This window comes from Streptosporangium sp. G12, assembly GCF_052983175.1.
Genome location: NZ_JBRIQO010000054.1, coordinates 14097 through 31945, shown reverse-complemented (window position 1 = coordinate 31945; position 17849 = coordinate 14097). Strand labels below are relative to the sequence as shown.

The window sequence follows — 17849 nt, the reverse complement described above, 5'->3', positions numbered from 1 at the left end:
TTGGGGCCGAGGGTCACCTTGACGGCGTCCGCGAGCTGGTTCATGCCGCGCTCGAGACCGCGCCGGGCGTCCTCGTTAAACGCGATCATCTTGGCTGCCATACGGCTAACCTCCCAGAGAAAGGGTGGCTTACACCGGATCGAGTCGACGCCCGCGACGGCATGTGGGCCCACGACTCCGTTCGGCGGGCCCCATCGCCTCGATCCAGGATTGGCACTCTCTATGCGTGAGTGCCAACAATCTATTTAGCACTCTACCCTGCCGAGTGCAAGCCACGATCCGTTGACCTGCGCCGCCCGAGACGGAGACGTCAGCTCCGTGTCATGTGGACGTAGATCTCGCGTCACGTCGATGTGGGCCGCGCGTCATCATCGGCCCGCCGCGCGTTCCGCGCCCCCGCGGGCTTCGCGCGCCCGCGTGCGCCTCCGGGCGTCTCCGCGCGACCGCGCACCACCACCCCGCCTCTCGACCCGTACCCCCGCGCGGCCGCGTGCGGCCACGTGTCCCGTACGACGCGAAGGCCCGGCTCGCCTGAAGGGGGGCGAGCCGGGCCTGGGCGGTGAGGATCCAGCGGACTGCGATACCGCGGGATCCACCGGCTCTTCCCTGCGAATTCACGAAACGGCTACGTCAGACCGCCCGGACGGACTCCGCCTGGGGACCTTTCTGACCCTGGGTGATCTCGAACTCGACCCGCTGGCCCTGCTCGAGGGCCCGGTAGCCGTCCATCATGATCGCGGAGTAATGGACGAACACATCCTTACCACCGTCTACCGCGATGAAGCCGTAGCCCTTGTCCGCGTTGAACCATTTGACGGTGCCCTGCGCCACTTGCGACTCCTCTTACTGGTCTTAAGGACGACGCCCATTCCTCTCGCGAAGTCCTCAATCGCCGGGACGGACTTCGCCACGTCGATCGTTCCGACCATACCTGTGGGAAGCGGTAGGGCAACAGAGTCAAGCACCAAACTACCGCTTTACGAGAGCTTTTAGTACGAGAACAGAGTTTCACTATCACTATTAGTTAGTTAAGGGTTACATCATCCATCTAGTCCACGAATATGAGCTTGCATCATAAAATACGGCACCCGCCCGGCCGGAGCCGGGCGGGTGCCGTGGAGTCGCGGGTGCCCCGAGGGTGGCGCGGGGCGGTCAGCGCCGCGTCAGGGCGGGAGAATCAACCTCCGGCCACCGCCGGGATGATGGAGACCTGGACGCCGGAGGGCGTGGCCGTGTCGAGGTTGTCGACAAAACGGACGTCCTCATCCCCTACATAGACGTTGACAAAACGTCGGATCTTTCCCGATTCATCAAGAATCCGGGCGCCGATCCCCGGGAAGTCCGCGTCGAGCTTCTGAAGAACATCGCGCAGGGTCTCACCCTCTCCGTTCACCTCGGCGGCACCATCGGTGTAAGTCCGGAGAATCGTCGGAATCCGCACAGAAACGCTCATAATTCAGTACCTTTCACGATTTCTAGGCGATAGCCGCACGGAATGCGTCAAGAGAAGGCCGAATCACCGCGGTCGGGCGCGCCTCCGCGGCCACCGCGTCGAGGGTCTTGAGGCCGTCTCCGGTGTTGAGCACCACGGTCTCGGCGTCGGGGTCGAGGGTGCCCGAGGCGACCAGCTTGCGCAGCACCCCGACGACGACGCCCCCGGCGGTCTCGGCGAAGATGCCCTCGGTCCTGGCCAGCAGCCGGATCGCGTCGACGATCTCGGCGTCGGTGACGTCCTCGACCGCACCGCCGGTGCGGCGGGCGATGTCCAGGACGTACGGGCCGTCGGCCGGGTTGCCGATCGCCAGCGACTTGGCGATCGTGTCCGGCTTGACCGGGCGGATCACGTCGTGGCCCGCCTTGTAGGCGGCGGAGACCGGGGAGCACCCCTCGGCCTGGGCCGCGAAGATCTTGTACGGCCTGTCCTCGACCAGGCCGAGCGCGACCAGCTCCTTGAAGCCCTTGTCGATCTTCGTGAGCTGCGAGCCCGACGCGACCGGGATGACGATCTGGTCGGGGATGCGCCAGCCGAGCTGCTCGGCGATCTCGTAGGCCAGGGTCTTGGACCCCTCCGCGTAGTACGGCCGGAGGTTGACGTTGACGAAGCCCCACTGGTCGCCCAGCTCGTCGCCGATGAGCTCGGAGCAGAAGCGGTTCACGTCGTCGTACGTGCCCTCGATGCCGATGAGCCTGCCGCCGTACACGGAGGCCATGACGATCTTGGCCTGCTCCAGGTCGGAGGGGATGAACACGCAGGCGTCCAGCCCGGCCCGCGCGGCGGCGGCGGTCACGGCGCCGGCCAGGTTGCCGGTGGAGGAGCAGGAAAGAGTGTGGAAACCGAAGTTGCGGGCGGCCTCGACGGCGATGGCCACCACGCGGTCCTTGAAGGAGTGCGTGGGGTTGCCGGAGTCGTCCTTCACGTGCAGGGAGCGGATGCCCAGCTCGCGGGCGAGGTTGCCGGCGTTGACGAGCTTGGTCCAGCCGGGCGCCATGTTGGGCTTGGCGGCCACGTCGTCGGGGACGGGCAGCAGCGAGCGGTAGCGCCAGATGTTGGTCGGCCCCTCGGCGATCCGCTCCCGGGTCACACGCCCGAAGTCGTACGCGATCTCAAGGGGCCCGAAACACTCGTTACAGGCGAAGCTGGGGCCGAGGTCGTAGCGGGCACCGCACTCCCGGCAGGACAGGGCGACGGCGGGGCCGAAGCGCCGGTCTCGCGCGTCGCCGGCACGACCGGAGGAGGAGGTGGTGTTGTTCTCAGTGGTTGCGAGCGCCATGAAGCGAGGCCTTTCCCTCATCTTCGTCTGCGGACCACCCTGGTCACAGACCGGAATTGGCACCTGTCCCGGCCGACCTCGTTCAGATCACGAGTCTTGAACCGGGATGGTTGCCGGGGCTTCGCAGGGCCGGTCCCTCCACCCCTCTGGATGAGCAAATATTCAGTTGGAAACCTGACGCGCAGGTCCTCAGCACTCTACCCCGACCCGCCGCCCTCCTGACTCCTTGTCTCACTGTGCGAGACATGGCGTGTTATCCACCGGACGATCGAACCTTGGCCGCCGGTCGCGGGGCACCCGGCACGCGCCCCGGACGGCAGGCGGGGTCCCGCCCCCTTCCCGGTCGTCGCCGCCGGAGGCGACCCGCCGGAGCGGTCACGGCACTCGGATCCCCAGGGTGTAGGAGCCGGAGCCTGCCACGGAGACCACCCGGTAGCGGTAGTAGCCGGGCGTGCCGTTGTAGGAGATTCTCTCGTCGGGACCCGCGCTGCTGGAGGTCGCGACGACCGACCAGCCCGCCCTGTTCCACTTCTGCAGGTACAGGTCGAAGTCGGTGCCGTCGGGGCCGTCCAGGCAGGCGAAGTGGAGGCCCCCGGCGGTCGGCCTGTAGTGGAGACCCTTCGGCTGGTAGGCGGCCCCACCGGCGGCCAGGGTGCCGTTGTGGGTGTTGGGGAAGCCGTTGCAGGTGCCCGTGACCGGCGGCGGCGGATTGCCCGCGGTGGTCCTCAGGGCCAGGCCGTAGGCGGTGAGGATCGGGGCGATCGGCTGGAAGTAGGTGGTGCCGCCCTGGTTGCAGTCGCCGGAGCCGCCGGAGGTGACGCCCTGGGCCTGGTCGACGGAGATGAACGAGCCGCCGGAGTCCCCGGATTCGGCGCAGACGGTGGTGCGGGTCAGCCCGAAGACGTTGCCCTGGGGGTAGGTGATACTGGCGTCGCGCTGCTGGATGAGGCCGCAGTGCCAGTCGGTGGTGGAGCCGGACCGGCAGACCGAGGCTCCCTCGACGGCGACCTGGGCGCCGGCGACGGGCGCGGTGCCGCCCTGGCCGTTGTCCACCGTCGGGGTGGCCGTCCAGTTGTCGTTGACCGAGACCCAGGCGTAGTCGCTGCCGGGGAAGACCGATCCCTCGAAGGTGCCCTGGGCGATGCGGTTGAAGCCGGTGGTGGCGGCGCCGGTCCTGCCGCAGTGACCCGCGGTGACGAAACCCTGCCGGGTGTCCTTGAGCACGGAGAAGCCGATCGAGCAGCGGCTGGTGCCGCCGATGTAGTAGGCGTCGCCGCCCACCAGGTCGTACAGCGGCTGGGGAACCTCGGTGGAGGGCAGCACCACTACCGCCGCTTTGTTCACCTCGGCGCTCTCGATGACGTTCTCGGCCGCCTGGGGTTGCGTGGACAGGACGACCACCTTGTTCCTCTTCACGTCGACGTAGCGCGCGCTCGACACGAGCGGCTGCGGCGGCAGGGTCTCGTCGAGCTCACGCTTGATCATGGTGAGCTCCGCCAGTGACCTGGTGACGATCTCGGCCTGGACTCCCGAGTCGAGGATCGTGGGGATGTCGGCGGCACTGGTGGTGGCCGCCACCAGGGTGTGCGCGGTGCTTCCCCTGAGCCAGGTGCCGCCGAAACGGGAACCGAGCCTTCTGCTCAGCTGTGTCGCGATCGGGGTCAGCCGGACCTCGTTGAGCAGCCGGGCCTGGGCCTGCGCCGGGGTCAGGCCCAGGTCGCGCCCGAGCGCCGCCAGCATGCCCGGTGGCGGTTTCAGCGCGGCCGACATGGCCGACATGGCCGACGCGGCGGCGGGCGTGGCCGGGGCGCCCGTCGCGTGGCGTTCGGCGCCGGCCGGTACGGCTGCCAGGGCAAGTGCGCTGGCCGTCAGGGCGCATGATGCGATGACAACGTGTCTACGGAACATGTGGGCTCTCCTCGACCTTTGCCTGTGAAGCGCGAGGGGAGATCACCACATGTCACCGGTTGATCACATGATGCGGGCAACGCCACCTTAAATCAGGTGAGGCCGCCGGAGCCGCACGCCACACGGAAGGTGCGCTCGAACGGTTTCCGTCGGCGGCTCGCCCCGAACCGGGCGCCGTCCGCACCTGCCGTATCTTCACCGGGTGCCGTTCCAGCCGGTCGAAAGCCCCAGCCCGGTACCGCTCCCAGCCGGTCGGAGCCTGACCGGCTGGGCACCTTTCGCGGACCGGGCGGCGGTCAGAAGCCGTAGGCGTCGCCCAGGGCGCCCTGGACGTACTTGCGCGCCTGGTGGATGCGCGACTTGGCGGTGCCCAGCGGGATGCGGAGCTGCTCGGCCACCTCGTTGTAGTCGAGCTGGCAGATGTCGCGCAGCACCAGCGCCTGGGCCAGCTCCGGCTTCTCGGCCTCCAGCGCCTCCATCGCGTCGAGCAGGTCCAGCCGGGACCCGGCGATCACGCTCACCCGGGCGACGTCCGGCTTCTGCAGCGGCAGCTCGTCGGAGCTCTGCTCGGCCGCGCGGCGCTTCAGCGAGCGGTAGGTGGTCCTGGCGCAGTTGGCGGTCACGATGTGCAGCCAGGTGCTGAACCGTGCGCGCCCCTCGAAGCGGCCGATGTTGCGCGCCACCGCGAGCAGGGTGTCCTGGCAGGCCTCCTCCGCGTCCTGCCGGAAGGGGAGGATCCGGCCGCAGTGCCTGAGCACGGCGGGCTCGATCCGCTTCAGCAGCTCGCCGAGAGCGCGGTGGTCGCCCTGGGCGGCCGATCGGGCCAGGTCCTCGGTCGTCTCGTCCAGCGCCATCACGGGCCCCCATCAGCGGTCACGGTCGCTGGACATCCTACGGTCGGGGGTCGCGGATGGTGACCCTCCCTCATCGCCACAAAAAGGGTGATAGAGCGGGGCTCATCACTCCACCTGCTGACAAGAGCTGACACAATTCGATGGACGCCGTTCCTTCCATGACCTGAAGAGCGAGGACATCCCGACCAGGTGCCGGTTAACCTTGGGGTCTCCACGCTCAAGGAGAATCGATGAGCGCGATCCTGGTGGCCTCCAACCGCGGCCCCGTCTCCTTCACCCTCTCCGAGGACGGCTCGCTGTCCATGCGCAGGGGAGGTGGCGGCCTGGTCTCCGGCCTGTCGGAGGTCGCGAAAGACCTCAACGTCCTGTGGGTCTGCGCGGCGCTGTCCGACGGCGACCGCGGCGCCGTGCGGCTGGCCCCCGGCGGCCGGCTCGACCAGGCGGGCTACGACACCGGGGCGCTGCGGATGCTCGACATCCCCCCGGCGACCTTCCACCGCGCGTACAACGCGGTCGCCAACTCCACCCTCTGGTTCGTCCACCACCTCCTGTACGACATCCCCAACAGGCCCTACTTCGACGCCAGGTTCCGCCGTGAGTGGGAGTCGTACCAGTCCTACAACGAGGCGTTCGCGATGGCGCTGGCCGAGGAGGCCCCGCACGGGGCGCGGGTGATGGTGCAGGACTACCACCTGAGCCTGGTCCCGGCCATGCTCAGGGGGGAGCGCCCCGACCTGCGGGTGGCGCACTTCTCGCACACGCCGTGGGCGCCGCCCGAATACTTCAACCTGCTCCCCGACGACGTCGCGACCGAGCTCCTAGAGGGCATCCTGGGCGCCGACCACGCGGGCTTCCTCACCGCTCGCTGGGGCGGGGCGTTCATGGACTGTTGTGAGACGGTGCTCGGCGCGCGGGTCGACCGCGGGGAGCGTACGGTCACGCACGCGGGCAGGACGACCAGGATCGGCACCCACAGCCTGGGCGTGGACGGCAAGGCGCTCTGGACGCGGGCGTCCGAGCCCGACGTGGAGTCGCACATGGCCGCGCTCCGCGCCCAGGTGGGCGACCGCAGGCTCATCGTGCGGATCGACAGGACGGAGCTGTCGAAGAACATCGTGCGGGGACTGGTCGCCTACAAGCAGTTCCTCGCTGCCCACCCGGAGTGGCACGGCCGGGTCACCCATCTCGCCTTCGCCTACCCGTCCCGGCACGACCTGCCCGAGTACCGCGAGTACACCGCGGCGGTGCAGCGCTGCGCCGAGGAGATCGAGGACGAGTACGCCACCGAGGACTGGGACCCGCTGATCCTCAACGTCGACGACGACTACCCGCGCTCGCTGGCCGCCTACCGGCTGGCCGACGTGCTGCTGGTCAACCCGATCCGCGACGGCATGAACCTGGTCGCCAAGGAGGGGCCGATCCTGTCGCCGCACAGCGCGCTGGTGCTGTCGCGGGAGGCCGGCGCCGCCGTCGAGCTGGGCGAGCACGCGCTGACGGTGAACCCCTACGACGTCTCGGCCACGGCCGCCGCGCTGCACGAGGGCCTGACGATGCCCTCGGACGAGCGCGCCAGGAGGGGGGTCCTGCTGGCCGCCGCGGCGACCGCGCTCCCCCCGCACCGGTGGTTCGCCGAGCAGCTCGACGCCCTCGGGTGACGACCCAGATCATTAAGCGGTTTTAGACCTGTATGAGATAGTTTTTGTGGCTATTTCACTTTTCTGGCGTACAGGAGACCGAGTTGACCGCGATCGCGCCCGTCCGGCTGATCCGCGACCGCGCGACCTGGCTGATCTACCTCCAGCTCGGTGTCTTCGCCACCTACCTGTACGGCCTCAGCGCCGCGCTCCCGCTGCTCCGCCTCGACCAGGGCGTGTCCCAGGCGGTCGCCGGGCTGCACGGGACGGCGATGGCCGTCGGCGGCATCATCACCGGCCTCGCCCTGCCCTGGCTGACCGGGAGGATCGGCCGCCGGGCCGTCATCTGGACCGGGATGGCCGGGATGAGCGCCGGCACGCTCATGGTCGCGGCGGCGCCCACCGCGCTGCCGGTCACTCTCCTCGGGTACGGCGTCGCCAGCGGGATGTCCTCGATCACCCTGTACTCGGGCATGGCCGCGCTCGACGACCGGCACGGCCCCGCGGGCCCGGCGGCGATCAGCGAGGCCAACGCCGTCTGCGTGATCGTCGGCATCGGGGTCCCGTTCGTGGTCAGCGCCGCCGCGCAGAGCGCCCTCGGCTGGCGGGCCGCGCTGCTGGTGACCCCCGCGCTGGCCGCGCTGCTCGCGCTGGTCATGGGGCGCGTACGGCTTCCCGAGCCCGGCGACACCACCGGCGGCGCCGCCGCGGAGGGGCGTGCCCGCTTCGGCTGGCGGTTCTACCTCGCCGCCGCCGTGCTGTTCTGCTGCGTCGCGACGGAGTTCTCCTTCAACCTGTGGGCGGCCAAGCTGTTCTCCGACCAGACCGGGCTGCCCGCGGCGGTGTCCGCGACCGCGGTCGCGGCGTTCACCGCCGGGATGGCGGCCGGGCGGCTGGCCGGGGCCTGGCTGGCCCTGCGGGTGCCCCCGACCGTGCTGTTCCTCGGCGCCCTCCTGGTCGCGGCCGCCGGGTGGGCGATCTTCTGGCTGAGCACGAACCCGGTGTTCTCCTACGCGGGCCTGGCCGTGTCGGGACTGGGGATCGCGCTGCACTTCCCGATGGCGCTGTCCCGGGTGCTGGCCGCCTCCGGCGGGCGGCGGGACCGGGCGTCGGCGATGGCCTCGATCTTCGCCGGGCTGGCGGTGGGGATCGGGCCGTTCCTGCTGGGCGCGCTGGCCGACGGGTTCGGCACCCAGCAGGCGTTCCTGATGGTCCCCGCCCTGATCGGGCTCGCCGTCGGAGGGCTGCTGATCACCGCGGGCGGACGTCTCCGGGCGGGCGCCGGCGAGCCCGCCTGAGCGGACGCGGGCGGGGACTCCCGGCGCGTAGCTCCACCTGGGCGCACGTGGGCGCACGAGCGTCCGCGGACCCCTCCGGGCGGACGGCTCACCCGGGCGGGCTTCGCCCTACGCCTCCCTCTCGACGGCGTCGGCGATCGAGGTGAGGAGCTCCAGGACCCCCGGCGGCCCGTCCACCACGATGTCGGCCTCCACCTCGATCTCGGGCGACCCGCTGAACACCGTCACGCCCGGCAGCCCGGAGGCCCGCACGGCCGCGAACGCCGCGAGGTCGCCCAGGTCGTCCCCGGCGAACAGCACCGACCTGGCGGCCCGCTCGCCCAGGAAGGCGCTCAGCGCCACCCCCTTGTCCATCCCCGGCGGGCGCAGCTCCAGCACGAACTTGCCCGGCTCCACCGCCAGCCCCGCACCGGCGGCCAGCGCGGCGACCGGCTCGCGCAGCGCGTCGAGCGCCGCCCACGGGTCGGCGGCCTGCCGGGTGTGCACGGCCACCGACCGCTCCTTGTCCTCGATCCTGATCCCCTCGATCCCCGCCACCAGCGGGACGAGCCCGGTGCGGGCGAGGTCGAGGCCCGGGTGGACGGGCGGCGCGGCGAGCGCCCCCGCCTCCCAGCGTTCGAGGCCGTAGTGCCCGAGCACGACCAGCCCCGGCACACCGGCCAGGGAGCCGTACTCGACGGCCGTGGCGGCCGGACGGCCGGTCACGATCACCACGGCGCCGACCAGGCGGCCGAGCCTGGCCAGCACCTCGGCCCCGCCGGGGTGGATCCTGGCCGCCGCGGGGTCCGGGACGATCGGGGACAGCGTGCCGTCGAAGTCGAGCCCGATCACCGCTCCCGCCGGGTCGGCGACGATCGCCTTCAGCCCGTCGGACGTATTCGTCGTCATGCCCGCCTCAGCCTGTCGAGTGTGTTCGCCGTCATACCGGCTCCGCTCTCGCGATCGCCGTCCGACCGGTCGTACCCGAACATCAGGGGCGTAAGCCCATTTTCCGGGCGGCACGATCGCGGCGCCGGGTCTCCCGGAGCCGGCGCAGGCGCTTGACCAGCATCGGGTCGTGGGCGAGCGCCGCCGGCAGGTCGATGAGCTCGCTGAGCAACTGGTAGTAGCGCGTCGCGGAGATGTCGAAGGCCTCGCGGACCGCCTGTTCCTTGGCGCCCGCGTAGCGCCACCACTGGCGCTCGAAGGCGAGCAGCTCGCGCTCCCTGTCGGTGAGAGCCCTCGGCGCGGGCTCCGGAGCAGCGCTGTCACCGGAGCTCGACGCGGTGTCCATTGCTTCCTCCTACCTCGGGGCACGCGGCGACCACACCGCGCACGCGCGGCCCGAAGTCAGGATAGTCCGGAATTTCGCGCTGTTCATGACGGATGTGGAGACGTACAGTCACCAGATGTGACCTCTGTCATCAGCCTTCTCACCGACTACGGACTGGAAGACGGCTACATCGCCGCATGTCACGGCGTGATCGTCGGAATCTCTCCGGAGTCGCGAATCATTGACGTGTGCCATCTGGTCCCCTCGGGGGACGTACGGCGCGGTGCGGCGATCCTGGCCCAGACGATCGCCTACCTTCCTTCGGGCGTGCACGTCGCCGTGGTGGATCCCGGCGGCGGCGGCTCGCGCCGGGCCGTGGCCGTCCAGGCCGGCGACCACATGTTCCTGGGCCCGGACAACGGGCTGCTGTCGTGGGCGATCCACGCCAGCGGGGGCGCGCGAGCCGCCTACGAGCTCTCCAACAAGGAGCTCTTCCTGGAACCGGTCTCGCCGACCTTCCACGGCCGCGATCTCTTCGCCCCGGTGGCGGCGCACCTGGCGATCGGGTGCCATCCGTCCGAGCTGGGACCGGAGATCCCGCTGGAGCGGCTCGTCTCGCTGCCCGCGCCCACCTCCGTGCTGCGGGAGGACTACGTCGAGGGGGAGGTGCTGTCGGTCGACCGGCACGGCAACGCCCAGCTGTCGATCGGCTCCGGCGATCTGATGACGCTGGACGTCGCGCCGGGAGACACCCTGGTGGTCTGGCTGGGCAGGCGACGGCTCTCGGTGCCGTTCAGGGAGACCTTCGCCGCGGTCCCGCCCGGGGAGGTCGTGGCCTTCATCGACTCGGCCGGGCTGATCGCGCTGGCGGTCAACTCCGGCGACGCCTCCCAGCGGCTGGGCCTGCCGCCCGGCGCCCACGTTCGGCTCTCCCCCTCTCCCTGACATGCACAACAAATGTGATTTAAGAGGAAATCACGCCATGCATCATCCCGTTTAGTGAAGCACCTTTTTCGTCGGTAGCTTTTTCCACCGGAATCACGCATGCCGGAATTCAGGTGACGTTTCCCGATCCCCCATGGAAAATGTGACCGCGCCGCCCTCTCCGTGGCCGCCGGCATGCCTTCGCGGCGACGGCTCCCCCCTGGGGCAGGCCCTTCCCGCCCTGCCGCCCGCCGGGAAGCCGCCCTCGACCGGATATACGAGCTGACCTGGCGATTAAGGAATTCGGCGAGACGTGAAAGGCCGAACGCGCCCGGATCGGATCGGCGATCGGCCGAGTTTCGTTCGGATATAACCCCGCGATCATTGCCACAAGCTGACCATTCTTGACCCTCCAGAAAGCATGTCGCTGGATAGTCTCACTCCCGTTACTTTGAGTAGCCGCGTGCAGACGGTCCGTTCCAGAGGCCCCAGACACTGCCGCGACGATTTCCTTCCAGGGGGAACCACAATGATTCGTCGTCTTCTCATCACCTCCGCGTGTGTCGGTATCGCCGTCATCGCGCCGGCCGCGGTCGCGTCCGCGTCCACCTCCTCCACCTCCACGGCCAAGGTCAGCGCCCAGTCGGTCGTCAAGGCCGCCGCCAAGGCCAAGGCCGCCAAGAAGGCCGCCGACTGCTGCGGCGTCGGCGTCGTCAGCGGCGCTGCGGCCTTCGTCCCGACGAGCACCGTCACGTACGGCACCACCGTCATCCCCACCGCCGTGAGCAGCGGCATCGGCTGCGGCGGCGTCCTCGGCGGCGGCGTCTACGGTGGCGGCGTGTACGGCGGCGGCCTCTACGGTGGCGGCCTCTACAGCGGCGGCTGCTACGGCGGCGGCGTGTACGGCGGCGGCGTCTACGGTGGCGGCTTCGGCGGCGGCGGCTTCTACGGTGGCGGCTTCGGCGGCGGCTTCGGCGGGGGCGGCATCCTCGGCGGCGGCCTCTTCGGCCGTGGCGGCAACACCATCGGCGGCGGCGGCAACATCATCAGCAGCGGCAGCGGAACCGGCCACGGCGTCGGCATCGGCGGCCTCGTCGGCATCGGCGGCGTCGGCGTCGACATCCTCTAGCAGGGCAGACACCCTGCGGTGAAGCGGTGAAGCAGACAGGGCGCGGCCTCCACAACTCCATGTGGGGGTCGCGCCCTTCGCTGTTCCGGGTCCTGCTGTCTCGGGTCCGGCTGTTGCGTGCCCCCGCCCGCGGGCTCTCCGGGCTCCCCGCCCCTCCCCGCCTCCGGGGCCGTGTCCGCCGTCGCCTTCCCCGCCCTCTCCCTGGCGCTCTCCTACACGTGGATCACGTCGTGGGTCTCGGCGAAGTGGCAGGCGCTCGCGTGCGCGGTGCCGGGCCGGATCTGCAGCAGCGGCTCCTCGACGGCGCAGATCTCCTGGGCCTTCCAGCACCGCGTACGGAACCGGCAGCCCGACGGCGGGTTGGCGGGGGACGGCGGGTCACCCTGGAGGATGATCCGCTCGCGTCGCTCGCGCCCCTCGGGGTCGGGCACCGGAACGGCCGACAGCAGCGCCTGGGTGTAGGGGTGCGCGGGCCGGTCGTAGATCTCGACGTCCTTACCGATCTCCACCATCTTGCCCAGGTACATCACCCCGACCCGGTCGGAGATGTGCCGGACCACCGACAGGTCGTGGGCGATGAAGACGTACGCGAGGCCGAGGTCGTCCTGCAGCCGCTCCAGCAGGTTGACGACCTGCGCCTGGATCGACACGTCCAGCGCGGAGACCGGCTCGTCGCAGACGATGATCTCCGGCTGGAGCGCCAGCCCGCGGGCGATCCCGATGCGCTGGCGCTGGCCGCCGGAGAACTGGTGCGGGTAGCGGTTGATGTGGTCGGGGTTGAGGCCGACCACCTCGAGGAGGTCCTGGACCTTGCGGCGCCGGTCCCCCTTGGGGGCGACCTCCTGGTGGATCTCGAACGGCTCGCCGATGATGTCGCCCACCGTCATCCGGGGGTTCAGCGAGGTGTACGGGTCCTGCATGACCATCTGGATGTTGCGGCGGGCCCGCTTGAGCTCGCCGCGCCTGGCGTCGGCGATCTCCCTGCCGTTGATCTTCACCGAGCCCGAGGTCGGCCGCTCCAGCGCCATCAGGAGCTTGGCCAGCGTGGACTTGCCGCACCCGGACTCGCCCACGATGCCGAGCGTCTCGCCCCGGCGCAGGTCGAAGGAGACCCCGTCGACGGCCTTGATCGCGCCGACCTGCTTGCGCAGGATGACGCCCTGGGTCAGCGGGAAGTGCTTGACCAGGTCGCGGACCTCAAGGATCGGCTCACCCGTGGCTGCCATCGAGGACCTCCCTCCAGTAGTGACACGCGCTGCCGCGCGTCGGGCCGATCTCGTACAGCGGGGGCGCGTCGACGACGCAGTTGTCCTGACGGTACGGGCACCGGGGGTGGAAGGCGCAGCCCGTGGGCATGTCGAGCAGGTTCGGCGGCATGCCCTTGATGGCGTACAGCTCCTGCCCCTTCTGGTCGACCCGGGGAATCGAGTCGAGCAGGCCCTTGGCGTACGGGTGGGCGGGCCTGCGGTAGATGTCGTGCACGAGGGCGTTCTCCACGATCCGCCCGCCGTACATGACCGCGATCTTGTCGGCGACGTCGGCCACCACGCCGAGGTCGTGGGTGATCAGGATCAGGCCCATGTTGCTCTCGCGCCGCAGCTCGCCCAGGAGTTCCATGATCTGGGCCTGCACCGTCACGTCGAGGGCGGTGGTCGGCTCGTCGGCGATCAGCACCTCGGGGTCGAGCGCGATCGACATCGCGATCATGATGCGCTGGCGCATTCCCCCGGAGAACTGGTGGGGGTAGTCGTGCACCCGCTGTTTGGCGGCCGGGATGCGGACCCGGTCCATCAGCTCGATCGCCTTCTTCTGGGCGTCGCGCTTGGAGGCGCCCCGGTGCACCCGGAACATCTCCCCGATCTGGGCGCCGACGGTGAACACCGGGTTCAGCGCGGAGAGCGCGTCCTGGAAGATCATCGCGATCCGCCGGCCGCGCACCTGGGTGCGGGCCTCCTCGGACAGGTCGAGCAGGTTCGTGCCCCGGAAGCGGATCTCGCCCTTGGGAATGCGGGCCGGCGGGGAGTCGAGGATGCCCATGATGGCCTGCGCGGTCACCGACTTGCCCGAGCCGGACTCGCCGAGCACCGCGAGCGTCTCCCCGGGGTTCAGCGAGTAGCTGACCCCGTTGACCGCCTTGACCAGGCCCTGCCTGGTCACGAACTCCACGTGCAGGTCGTCGACGGCGAGCAGCGGCTCGCTGCCCGGCGCCTCCCTGGACGGCACCACCGGCGTTGAGGTCTTCTTCACGGGTCCCCCTACCGCAGCTTCGGGTCGAGGGCGTCGCGGACGGCGTCGCCCAGCATGATGAAGGCCAGCACCGTCAGGCTCAGGAACAGCGCCGGGAACAGCAGCGCCCACGGAGCCTCCAGGAAGCGCTCCCTGGCATCGGAGATCATGAGCCCCCAGGAGATGTCGGGCGAGCGCAGGCCCACACCGAGGAAGGACAGGCCGGCCTCCGCGGCGATGAAGTAGCCCAGGTTGATCGTGGCGACCACGATCACCGAGGCGATCGCGTTCGGCAGGATGTGCCGGAACATGATCCTCGACGCGGAGGCGCCGAGCGCCCTCGCCGCGAGCACGTAGTCCTGGCTCTTGGCGGTGATCACCGCCGCCCGCATGATCCGGTACGTCATCGGCCAGGTCAGCACGGCCAGCGCGAGCATGACGGTCCACACGTTGCCCGTGCGGAAGACCGCCAGGATGAGCAGGGCGCCGAGGATCGACGGGATCGCGAAGAAGATCTCCGTGAGCCGGGAGAGCAGGGTGTCCAGCGTGCCGCCCCTGAATCCCGCGAAGAGACCGAGCAGGCCGCCCACGATCGCGGTGACGACGGTGGTGGCCAGCCCGACCACGATCGAGTTGCGGGCGCCGTAGATGGTGCGGGCGTAGATGTCGCAGCCGAGGTTGTCGGTGCCGAACCAGTGGGTCGCGCTCATGCCCAGCCGGGCGTCGCCCAGGTCGCAGCTCTTGGCGTCGAACGGGTTCACCGAGGTGAACAGCGAGGGGACCACCGCCATGACGACCAGGACGGCGATGAGGAGGGACGCCCCGATGAAGAGCGGGCGGCGGCGCAGGTCGTACCAGGCGTCGCCCCACAGGCTCGCGGCCTTGGGCGCCTTGGCGCCCTTGGCGCCCCTTCTGGGCCTGCCGTGCTTGGGGTTCCCGGTCTGCCCTCCGGCCGGGACAAGAGTGTCACTCATAACGGATCCTCGGGTCGAGCACGGCGTAGAGCAGGTCGACGACCAGGTTGGCAAGGATGTAGATCAGCACCAGGACGGTCACGATGCCGACGACCACGGGCTGCTCGCGCAGGTACACGGAGCTGAACAGCTGCTGGCCGATGCCCGGCAGGTTGAAGATCGTCTCGGTGATCACCGCGCCGCCCATCAACGTACCGAGGTCGGCGCCCAGGTAGGTGACCAGCGGGATCAGCGCGTTGCGCAGCGCGTGCCGCCCGACGACCCGGTTCCGGGGCAGGCCCTTGGCCACCGCGGTGCGGATGTAGTCGGCGCGCAGGATCTCCACCAGGCTGTTCCTGGCCAGCCGGGTGAGGTAGGCGATCGACGTCCCCGCGAGCACGAAGCCGGGCAGCAGGTAGCTGCGCCAGCCCTCCGTCACGCCCGCGACGGGAAAGAGGTCGATCCCGGCCTGCTTGAGCTTCACGCCCAGCAGCAGCTGGAGCACGAAGCCGGTCACCAGGGTGGGGATGGAGATCAGCACCAGGGTGGAGGCGAGGATCATCGAGTCGCTGGCCTTGCCGTGGCGCAGCGCCGCGTACAGGCCGAGCCCCACGCCGATGACGGCCTCCATCACCAGGGCGGTCGCCGCCAGGTTGATGGTCACCTGGAACTTGCCGGCCATGATCTCGTCGACCCCGACGCCGGCGAAGGTGGTACCGAAGTCACCGCCGAGCAGGCCGGTGATGTAGTACCAGTACTGCACCAGGAACGGGTCGTTCAGGTGGTACTGCTCGCGCAGGATGGCGACGATGTTGGGGTCTATGCGCTTCTCGCCCGCCAGCGCCGCGATGGGGTCTCCGGGCAGCGCGAAGACGATGGCGTAGATGAGCAGGGTGGCGCCCACCAGGACTGGTATCGCCTGGATCAGGCGCCTGAGGATGTAACGGCCCATTCGTATCTCCCGTAGGTACCCGGGGCGATCTCGCGGACCGGCGGGTCACACGGTGCCGCGAGATCGTTCCGGGCGGCCGGTGGGGCCGGGCTCCCGCCCGGCCCTCAACCGGTCGTCAGCTGGCCTTCTCGACCTCGGTCCACTCGATCTGGTTGAGAAGATTGATCTTGACGCCCTTGACGTGCTGGGAGAACGCGGCGTTGGTCCGGTAGAAGTACACCGGAATGTACGGCAGTTCCTTGATCAGAATGTCGTCGGCCTGCTGGTAGAACTTCAGACCCTCCTCCTGCGTCGGGGCGGTGTCGCCCTTGGCCAGGAGCTCGTCGAACTCCTTGTTCGACCAGCCGGCGTAGTTGGAGCCGGTCTTGATCGCGACAGTGGAGAAGATCGGGGTCAGGTAGTTCTCCGCCGACGGGTAGTCGATCGCCCAGCCCATGCGGAACATGCCGCCGTAGGTCTTCTTGTCGAGCTCGTCGAGAATCGAGGCGAACTTCTCGAAGGGCTTGACCGTCACCTCGATGCCCAGGTTGGCGCGGAGGCTGTTCGCGACGGCCTCGATCCACTCCTTGTGCGGGCCGTCGGTGTTGTAGCCCAGCTCCAGCGTCTTGGGGCCGTTGTTCTCCGCGTACTGCGCCTTGGCCTTGTCGGGCTCGTAGCTGCAGGCCGCGCAGGCACCGGCGCGGTAACCCTCGAGGAGGGGGTTGATGAAGTCGTCGGCCGGGGCGCGCGTGCCGGAGAAGACCTTGTCGGCGATGGTCGCGCGGTCGATGGCCATGGAGATGGCCTCGCGGACCTTCACGTTCGCGTACGTCTTGTTGTACTGCAGCGGGAAGCCGATGTAGCCGACGCCGGCGTCCGCCTCGTCCATGTAGCGCTCGCCGAGCTCCGACTTGGCCCGGGCGATCGCCGAGGGGGGCAGCGAGTCGTGCACGTCGAGGTTGCCCGCGGCCAGGTCGTTGAACGCGGTCTCCGGGCTCGTGTAAAGCTTGAACTGGAGCTTGGTGAACTTCGGCTTCGTCCCGGCGAACTTGTCGTACCGGGTGAGGTCGATCGTCTGGTCGGTGCCCTTGTTGTAGGGCTTGTCGATCTGGAAGTAGCCCTGGCCGATCGGCTTCTTGGCGTACTCCTCGGTGACCTTGCCGTCGGGGCCGAAGGCCGCCTTGGGCAGCGGGTAGAACGCCGTGTAGCCCAGCATCGTCTTGAACTGCGAGAACGGCTTGGCGAGGGTGACGCTGAAGGTGCTCTCGTCGATGACCTTCAGGCCCTTCATCTCCTTGGTGGAGACGGTCTGGCCCTCGCCCGGGTTCAGGTCGGCCCAGCCGTCGACCCGGCTGAAGAAGCCGTTTGCGCCCTGGACGTTGTCCTGGTTGGCGGCGTAGTTCCACGCGTCGACGTAGTTCTGCGCGATCAGCTTCTCGCCGTTGTGCCAGGTGTAGCCGGGCTTGAGCTTGATCGTCCACACCGTGTTGTCGGTCGACTCGATCGACTCGGCGACCTCGTTCACGACCTGCTTGTTCTCGTCGTAGCCGACCAGCGGGGCGAAGATGGCGGCCATGACCTCGGAGCCCTCGGACTCGGTGGTGTCACCGGGGTAGAAGAGCTTCTGCGGCTCGCCGAGCTCCATACGCACGGGCTGGTCGGCCGCGGCCGTCCCACCATCCGAGGACGTCGAGCTGCCACACGCGGTCAGCGCGAGGGCGAGCAACGCGGTGCCGGCGGTGAGCCGCGCACCCTTAGAAACGCGCATTGCGGTAAATCCTCCCTTTGCAGGCTTACGTCGACACTGAGTCCGTGACCCGAGCACCGCGAAGGAGGATCTTGTGGTCCCTGCTTCCCGCTGTTCCGGTCCGGGTGCTGACGCCACACCGATCGATCGCGACTATTCCCTACCGCTCCACACCGACTTATATCTGTGATGTTGCAGTTCGGTCACGCATGAACCGATTCG

Annotated in this window: 16 protein-coding genes and 1 riboswitch; of the genes, 4 read left to right on the top strand and 12 right to left on the bottom strand. The window is 69.3% G+C overall.

Annotated elements, in window-relative coordinates; translation table 11 throughout:
- Window positions 1-630 precede the first annotated feature (630 nt).
- The 5 genes from ACVCAG_RS44620 to ACVCAG_RS44600 all read right to left on the bottom strand — a co-directional run bounded on the left by ACVCAG_RS44620 (window position 631) and on the right by ACVCAG_RS44600 (window position 5533).
- On the bottom strand, window positions 631-831 hold the full coding sequence (locus ACVCAG_RS44620; protein WP_012895270.1) for a cold-shock protein: 201 nt from the start codon (window positions 829-831) through the stop codon (window positions 631-633).
- A 346-nt stretch (window positions 832-1177) separates the two neighbouring features.
- Window positions 1178-1453 carry a MoaD/ThiS family protein gene (locus ACVCAG_RS44615; RefSeq protein ID WP_350977546.1) on the bottom strand — a complete coding sequence of 92 codons (276 nt, stop codon included), beginning with the start codon at window positions 1451-1453 and terminating at the stop codon, window positions 1178-1180.
- Between the two features lie 22 nt (window positions 1454-1475).
- On the bottom strand, window positions 1476-2771 hold the full coding sequence (thrC, locus tag ACVCAG_RS44610; RefSeq protein ID WP_447191590.1) for a threonine synthase: 1296 nt from the start codon (window positions 2769-2771) through the stop codon (window positions 1476-1478).
- A gap of 14 nt (window positions 2772-2785) precedes the next feature.
- Window positions 2786-2928: riboswitch (SAM riboswitch) on the bottom strand.
- Between the two features lie 218 nt (window positions 2929-3146).
- On the bottom strand, window positions 3147-4679 hold the full coding sequence (locus tag ACVCAG_RS44605; RefSeq protein WP_440089701.1) for an alpha-lytic protease prodomain-containing protein: 1533 nt from the start codon (window positions 4677-4679) through the stop codon (window positions 3147-3149).
- Window positions 4680-4975: 296 nt separating this feature from the next.
- Window positions 4976-5533 carry an RNA polymerase sigma factor gene (locus tag ACVCAG_RS44600; RefSeq protein WP_344744275.1) on the bottom strand — a complete coding sequence of 186 codons (558 nt, stop codon included), beginning with the start codon at window positions 5531-5533 and terminating at the stop codon, window positions 4976-4978.
- A 230-nt stretch (window positions 5534-5763) separates the two neighbouring features.
- Between ACVCAG_RS44600 and ACVCAG_RS44595 the strand changes: the two genes are divergently transcribed.
- Complete coding sequence (locus ACVCAG_RS44595) at window positions 5764-7188, top strand: trehalose-6-phosphate synthase (RefSeq protein WP_440089700.1); 1425 nt, start codon at window positions 5764-5766, stop codon at window positions 7186-7188.
- 83 nt (window positions 7189-7271) lie between these two features.
- Window positions 7272-8465, top strand: coding sequence for an MFS transporter (locus ACVCAG_RS44590; protein ID WP_440089698.1), 1194 nt, complete (start codon window positions 7272-7274; stop codon window positions 8463-8465).
- A 108-nt stretch (window positions 8466-8573) separates the two neighbouring features.
- On the opposite strand, the gene otsB is transcribed toward ACVCAG_RS44590, so the two are convergent.
- Both otsB and ACVCAG_RS44580 read right to left on the bottom strand, forming a co-directional pair.
- On the bottom strand, window positions 8574-9353 hold the full coding sequence (otsB, locus tag ACVCAG_RS44585) for a trehalose-phosphatase (RefSeq protein ID WP_440089696.1): 780 nt from the start codon (window positions 9351-9353) through the stop codon (window positions 8574-8576).
- A gap of 82 nt (window positions 9354-9435) precedes the next feature.
- The gene (locus ACVCAG_RS44580; RefSeq protein ID WP_440089694.1) at window positions 9436-9738 is read right to left on the bottom strand and encodes a DUF3263 domain-containing protein; all 303 of its coding nucleotides are present in this window, start codon (window positions 9736-9738) and stop codon (window positions 9436-9438) included.
- A gap of 117 nt (window positions 9739-9855) precedes the next feature.
- Here ACVCAG_RS44580 and ACVCAG_RS44575 point away from each other — a divergent pair, with 117 nt between their 5' ends.
- Entirely contained in the window at window positions 9856-10662 is an 807-nt protein-coding gene (locus ACVCAG_RS44575; protein ID WP_440089692.1) for an SAM-dependent chlorinase/fluorinase, read from the top strand.
- Between the two features lie 508 nt (window positions 10663-11170).
- Window positions 11171-11770: a hypothetical protein gene (locus ACVCAG_RS44570; protein ID WP_440089691.1), complete on the top strand. Its 600-nt coding sequence runs from the start codon at window positions 11171-11173 to the stop codon at window positions 11768-11770.
- Between the two features lie 212 nt (window positions 11771-11982).
- Here ACVCAG_RS44570 and ACVCAG_RS44565 read toward each other — a convergent pair whose 3' ends face one another.
- The 5 genes from ACVCAG_RS44565 to ACVCAG_RS44545 form a co-directional block, all read right to left on the bottom strand.
- A complete protein-coding gene (locus ACVCAG_RS44565; RefSeq protein ID WP_440089690.1) occupies window positions 11983-12996 on the bottom strand; it encodes a dipeptide ABC transporter ATP-binding protein in 1014 nt (337 codons plus the stop codon).
- On the bottom strand, window positions 12980-14017 hold the full coding sequence (locus tag ACVCAG_RS44560) for an oligopeptide/dipeptide ABC transporter ATP-binding protein (protein ID WP_440074010.1): 1038 nt from the start codon (window positions 14015-14017) through the stop codon (window positions 12980-12982). Before ACVCAG_RS44560 ends, ACVCAG_RS44565 begins: the two co-directional genes overlap by 17 nt.
- Before the next feature lie 8 nt (window positions 14018-14025).
- Complete coding sequence (locus ACVCAG_RS44555; protein WP_440089688.1) at window positions 14026-14970, bottom strand: ABC transporter permease subunit; 945 nt, start codon at window positions 14968-14970, stop codon at window positions 14026-14028.
- Window positions 14963-15901, bottom strand: a complete 939-nt coding sequence (locus ACVCAG_RS44550; protein ID WP_440089686.1) for an ABC transporter permease subunit — start codon at window positions 15899-15901, stop codon at window positions 14963-14965. Before ACVCAG_RS44550 ends, ACVCAG_RS44555 begins: the two co-directional genes overlap by 8 nt.
- Window positions 15902-16016: 115 nt before the next feature.
- On the bottom strand, window positions 16017-17648 hold the full coding sequence (locus ACVCAG_RS44545) for an ABC transporter substrate-binding protein (RefSeq protein WP_440089684.1): 1632 nt from the start codon (window positions 17646-17648) through the stop codon (window positions 16017-16019).
- Window positions 17649-17849 lie beyond the last annotated feature (201 nt).